The sequence below is a fragment of the Kitasatospora sp. MY 5-36 genome (genome assembly GCF_001182915.1).
Lineage (GTDB): Bacteria > Actinomycetota > Actinomycetes > Streptomycetales > Streptomycetaceae > Kitasatospora.
In genome coordinates this window covers 1-5,076 of record NZ_LFVW01000741.1, presented here as the reverse complement: position 1 = coordinate 5,076, position 5,076 = coordinate 1, and the positions used below count along the sequence as shown (strand labels likewise).

General features: G+C 74.7%; 7 protein-coding genes. All 7 read left to right on the top strand.

Annotation, left to right across the window (positions count from 1 at the left end):
- Positions 1–2,059: peptidase domain-containing ABC transporter (locus AE652_RS34965; RefSeq protein WP_049659013.1), on the top strand; the 2,059-nt coding region annotated here is incomplete at its 5' end.
- A gap of 123 nt (positions 2,060–2,182) precedes the next feature.
- Positions 2,183–2,374, top strand: coding sequence for a hypothetical protein (locus AE652_RS34960; protein ID WP_049659012.1), 192 nt, complete (start codon positions 2,183–2,185; stop codon positions 2,372–2,374).
- Positions 2,375–2,414: 40 nt separating this feature from the next.
- On the top strand, positions 2,415–2,603 hold the full coding sequence (locus tag AE652_RS34955) for a hypothetical protein (RefSeq protein WP_049659010.1): 189 nt from the start codon (positions 2,415–2,417) through the stop codon (positions 2,601–2,603).
- Between the two features lie 48 nt (positions 2,604–2,651).
- Positions 2,652–2,846 (top strand): hypothetical protein, encoded by a 195-nt coding sequence (locus tag AE652_RS34950; RefSeq protein WP_049659009.1) that lies wholly within the window; start codon positions 2,652–2,654, stop codon positions 2,844–2,846.
- Positions 2,847–3,051: 205 nt separating this feature from the next.
- Positions 3,052–3,474 (top strand): hypothetical protein, encoded by a 423-nt coding sequence (locus AE652_RS34945; protein WP_049659008.1) that lies wholly within the window; start codon positions 3,052–3,054, stop codon positions 3,472–3,474.
- Positions 3,475–3,553: 79 nt separating this feature from the next.
- On the top strand, positions 3,554–4,099 hold the full coding sequence (locus tag AE652_RS34940) for a hypothetical protein (RefSeq protein WP_181970381.1): 546 nt from the start codon (positions 3,554–3,556) through the stop codon (positions 4,097–4,099).
- On the top strand, positions 4,092–5,076 hold a 985-nt coding region (locus AE652_RS34935; RefSeq protein WP_049659006.1), incomplete at its 3' end, for an MAB_1171c family putative transporter. The genes AE652_RS34940 and AE652_RS34935, both read left to right, overlap by 8 nt.

Here is a 5,076-nt window from a genome sequence, read left to right as displayed (position 1 = left end):
CCGCCCGCTGCTCGGCGCGGGACGCGACGGCGCCTCGGCGGCCGTGCTCGTCGACGCGGCGCGGCAGGCCGGGCTGACCGTCCGCATCGACCGCGGCCCCGCCGCACTGGAGCAGCCGCTGCGCGGCCCGGTCATCGCCTACCTGCGGACCCACCACTTCGTCGTCCTGGAGCGGGTCGACCGCCGGTCGGTCCGCCTGGTCGACCCGGCTGGCGGGCGCCGCCAGATCTCCCGGCAGGACTTCGACGGCCTGTACGGCGGCGTGACGGTCGCCCTGGAGCCGGGCGAGTCCTTCGAGGAGCGGCACACCCCGCTGCGCGACCGCCCGATGGTCCGCTACCTGCGGCGCTTCCTGGCCGCCCCGGGCGGCCGCTCCCTGCTCGCCCTGACCGCCCTGGTCACCGGACTGCTGCAACTGCTGGGCCTGGCCGTCCCGTTGCTCACCCGCACCGTGGTGGACTCGCTCCTCCCGCAGCACCGCACCGACCTGCCCGTCCTGCTGGCCCTGTCCGCCGTCGGCATCGCCCTGCTGACCGGACTGCTGACCGCCCTGCGCGCACTGGCGCTGCTCGCCCTGCGCCGGCGCGGCGACCTGGTGCTCACCCGCTCCTTCGTCGAACACCTCTTCCGGCTGCCGCTGCGGTTCTTCCTCGAACGGGGCCGCGGCGACCTGCTGATGCGCACCTCCAGCGTCTCCAGCACCCGGGAGACCCTGACCCAGCAGCTGATGACCGTGGCCCTGGACGGCGTCCTGCTGGTCGGCTACCTGGTCGCCGTCGTGCTGCTGCAGCCCCTCTACCTGCTGGCCGTCGCCCCGCTGTTCCTGCTCCAGCTGCTCCTGGTGGTCCACGCCCACCGCCGGCTGCGCAACCTCGCCCAACTGGAGCTGGTCGCCAAGGCGGAGGAGCAGAGCTACCTGGTCGAAGCGCTGGAGGCGATCCTGCCGCTCAAGGCGAACGGCGTGGAGAGCCGCGCCGTGGAGCACTGGCAGGGGCTGTTCACCCGCTACCAGGGCGCGATGCTGCGGCGCGGACGCGCCACCGCCGGGCTCTCCGGGGCGCAGCGGGCGATGACCTCGCTCGGGCCGCTGCTCATGCTCGGCGTCGGCGCCTGGATGGTCATGACCGGCCGCTCCACCCTGGGCACCATGCTGGCCGCGAACAGCCTGGTGCTGTCCGTCCTGGCGCCGCTGGAGACCCTGTCGACCACCGGCCAGCTCTACCTCACCGTCAACGCCCAGGTGGAACGCCTCTTCGACGTCCTGGACGCCCCGGCGGAGACCGGCGGCCGGCTGCGGCTCACCACCCGGAAGGCGACCTCGGTGGACGTCCGCGCGCTGACCTTCCGCTACCAGGCGTCCGGGCCGCCGGCCCTCAGCGGGATCGACCTGTCCGTCGCCGCCGGCGGCAAGCTCGGCATCGTCGGCCGCACCGGGTCCGGCAAGAGCACCCTGGCCCTGCTGCTGCTCGGGCTGCTCCCGCCCGACGAGGGGACGGTGCGCCACGACGGCGTGCCGATCGACCGGCTCGACCTCGCCGACCTGCGCGCCCACTGCGGCGCCGTCCTCCAGGAGCTGAGCCTGTTCGGCGGCAGCATCCGGGACAACCTGACCCTCGGGCGGCCCGACGCCGAGGACGCCGAGGTGATCCGGGCCGCGCGGATCGCCGGGCTGCACGAGGACGTGCTGGCCCTGCCGATGGGGTACGACACGCCCGTCGGCGAGAGCGGCTCGGCGCTCTCGGCCGGCCAGCGCCAACGGGTCGCCCTGGCCCGGGCCCTGGTGCACCGGCCGCGGCTGCTGCTGCTCGACGAGGCGACCAGCCACCTCGACCCGCAGACCGAACGCCATGTCGACGGCGCGCTCGCGGAGCTGGCCGTCACCCGGATCGTCGTCTCCCACCGGCTGAACGCCGTGCGCAACGCCGACCAGATCCTCGTCCTCGAACACGGCCGGATCGTCCAACGCGGCCGCCACGACGAGCTGATCGAGCAGGAGGGCGCGTACCGCCTGCTGTTCGGCACGGCCGACACCGATGTGCGCCCCGCCGCGAGCCGCTGAAGCCGACGGGCCACCGACCGACGGACCACCTTTCCGACGGGCCGCTCGACGCCCGTCCCCACGAACCCCGGTCGGCCGCCCGGCCGTCCGGTCGAGGAACCACCACCGAGAGGCAGGAACGCCATGAGCGACAACAGCACCGCCCGTGCGTGGAAGGACCCCGAGGACGCGGCCCGCGCCGTCGCCCCCGCCCACCCGTCCGGCGAGGTCGACCTCGGCCTGTTCGTCGGCGGCCTGTCCGACGAGGAGGGCGGCAGCGAGGCCCTCGGCACCGGCGGCTGCTGCCCCACCTGGGCCACCGGCACCCACTGCTGACGGCCCGTACCCCCCGTCCCGGAGCGGAAGGAGTCGAACCATGAGCGACGAGGAGATCGTCCGGTCCTGGAAGGACCCCGAGACGGCCCGCACCACCCCCGGACACCCGGTCGGCGAGCCCGACCTCACCGCCCTCAGCGGCGGCGAGGAGCCGGTGACCGTCTTCGAGATGTGCACCGGCCAGACCGCCTGCGGCACCTGCGGCGGCTTCACCTTCGGCTGCTGCTGAACGCCCCTGCCGAACGACCCTGCCGAACGACCCCGAAGGAGTCGAACCATGAGCAACGAGGAGATCGTCCGGTCCTGGAAGGACCCCGAGACGGCCCGCACCGCCCCCGGCCACCCGCTGGGCGAGCCGGACCTGACCGCCCTCAGCGGCGGTGAGGAGGCCTTCACCAACAACGATTTCTGCAGCAGCACCGACCAGAGCTGGTGCGGCACCTGCGGCAGCTTCAGCTACGGCTGCTGCTGACCCGCGCGCACCGCCTCGCACCACCCTGCACCATCCCTCACCGGGCGTCGGGTCCGGCCCTCCCCCGAGGGCCGGACCCGCGTTCGTCCCCCGGGGACGGCACCGCCCGACGCCGGGGCGACGCCCGAAGCTACGATGGTTACCCGGTGGCCGGCCCCGCGTTCCAGTGCCGCCGGGACCGGCAGTGGCGGCGCAGGAGGCGGAGATGGCGGAACCCGGGGCGAGCACGCTCGCCGAGAAGATCGAGACACTGTTTCGCACGGTCCGGCGCCCCAACCGGGAGCAGTACAGCAACGAGGACGTGGCGCGCGCCTGTCGCGAGGCCACCGGCGAGACCTTCTCGGCCACCTACCTGTGGCAGCTGCGCACCGGCAAGCGCGACAACCCGACCAAGCGCCATCTGGAGGCGCTGGCCGGGTTCTTCCACGTCTCCCCCGCCTACTTCTTCGACGACCGCTCCGAGGAGATCGTCGCCGAACTCGCCCTGTTGGAGGCGCTGCGGGACGCCGGCGTACGGAACATGGCGCTGCGGGCGGTGGAACTCTCGCCCGAAGCCCTGGACACCGTCTCCGATGTGATCGAGACTATCGCTCGCCGGGAGGCTGCCAGGGGGAAGCCCTCCCCGTGAGCACGACGTGGTGCCGCCGAGGGGACACCCGCAACGGCTGACCGGCCACGTCGGCCCCGGCGGACTGGGGAGGCGCGCGTTGCGATGGATCCGACGCCACGGCGGACTGATGCGGCGATGTCGCGCGATCAGCGAATCACTGGACCTGCCCGACCCGTTCGACGCCGCCGAGCTCGTCGCCCGCCTCGCCCGCGCCCGCGGCCGTCCGATCGACCTGATCGCCGTGCCCGCACGGCCCGGGGCACCCTGCGGGCTGCTGGTGACGACCGGCCAGGCCGACTACATCGTGTACGCCGAGGACACCAGCGAGGTGCACCGCCAGCACATCCTGGTGCACGAGTACGCCCACCTCCTGCTGGGCCACGCCGACGGCCCCTCGCCCGATCCCGGGCTCACCCGCGGCCTGCTGCCGCACCTGTCCCCGACCCTGGTCGGGAAGGTCCTGGGCCGCACCGTCTACCTCGAACCCCAGGAGCGGGAGGCCGAGTTGCTCGCCTCGCTGATCCTCAAACGCGCCCTGCTGCCCGGCGGCCGGGCGGCCAACGCCCAGTCCCGCGACGCCGAGTGGGCGCAGCGGCTCTCCCCGCTGCTGGGCCGGCGCCGCCCGACGGGCCCGCATGACTGACCCCGTCCTCGCCTGCGCCGCGGTCTTCCTGCTCGGCCTGAGCACGTACCGGTTCTTCGCCGGCCGGCACCGCGGCACCACGCCGGCCCTGCGCTACACCTGCTGCTTCGCCTGGTGCTTCGGCGCCTCCCTGGCGCTGATGGCCGGCCGGACCGGGGCGGACATCGACCACGGGACGGGCCTGGCGGGCCTGTCCTGGATGCTCACCGACCACCTCAAGATGGGCTCCGCCGGCTTCCTCGCCCTGGCCGCCGTCTCGCTGCGCCGCCCCGCCGCCGACGCCCGGGCCCTGCGCCGCCGCCAGGCCGGCGTCGCCCTCGCGGTCCTCGTGGCGACGGTCCTGTTCCTGCTCGCCCGGATCACGGAGGTCGACGGCCAGTTGGTGGCCACCGGCGGCGCCGGCCCGGCGGCGCTGGCCGGCTACGACCTGGTCAGCGTCGGCTACGTGGTCGGCTGCCTGGTCACGCTGCTGCGCCAGACGTTGTCCTGGACGCGCCAGGCCGACACCGCGGCCCTGCGCACGGCCCTCGTCCTGATCACGCTCACCGCGGCCGTCGGGCTGCTCTGGACGGCGTGGGGGGTGGACGACGTCCTGGGCGCTCTGCGCTCGGGCCGCCAGCAGAGCACCGAGGACCCCGTCTCGCTGGCGCTCGGGCGGCTGTGCGCGGTGCTGCTGCTGGCCGGTGCGACCACCCTGCTGTGGGCGCGCGCCGGTCGCGCCGCCCGGCGCTGGCGGGCCGCGTACCGCAGCTACCGGTCGCTCGGCCCGCTGTGGCGGGCGCTGCACGCGGTCTTCCCGCAGATCGCCCTCGCCGCCGGCCCGCTGCCCTTCGCCGACGCCGAGCTCGCGCTCTACCGGCGGGTCATCGAGATCCGGGACGGGCTGCTGATCCTCCGCCGCTACCGCACCGGCGAGACGCCCCCGGCGGGGCCGGAGCAGCCGCGGGGCGGCGGCGCCCGGGCCACCGACGCCGCCG

Coding starts and splice junctions, on each gene's coding strand:
- AE652_RS34950 (WP_049659009.1), top strand. CDS start 2,652: ATGAGCAACGAGGAGATCGTCCGGTCCTGGAAGGACCCCGAGACGGCC.
- AE652_RS34955 (WP_049659010.1), top strand. CDS start 2,415: ATGAGCGACGAGGAGATCGTCCGGTCCTGGAAGGACCCCGAGACGGCC.
- AE652_RS34960 (WP_049659012.1), top strand. CDS start 2,183: ATGAGCGACAACAGCACCGCCCGTGCGTGGAAGGACCCCGAGGACGCG.
- AE652_RS34945 (WP_049659008.1), top strand. CDS start 3,052: ATGGCGGAACCCGGGGCGAGCACGCTCGCCGAGAAGATCGAGACACTG.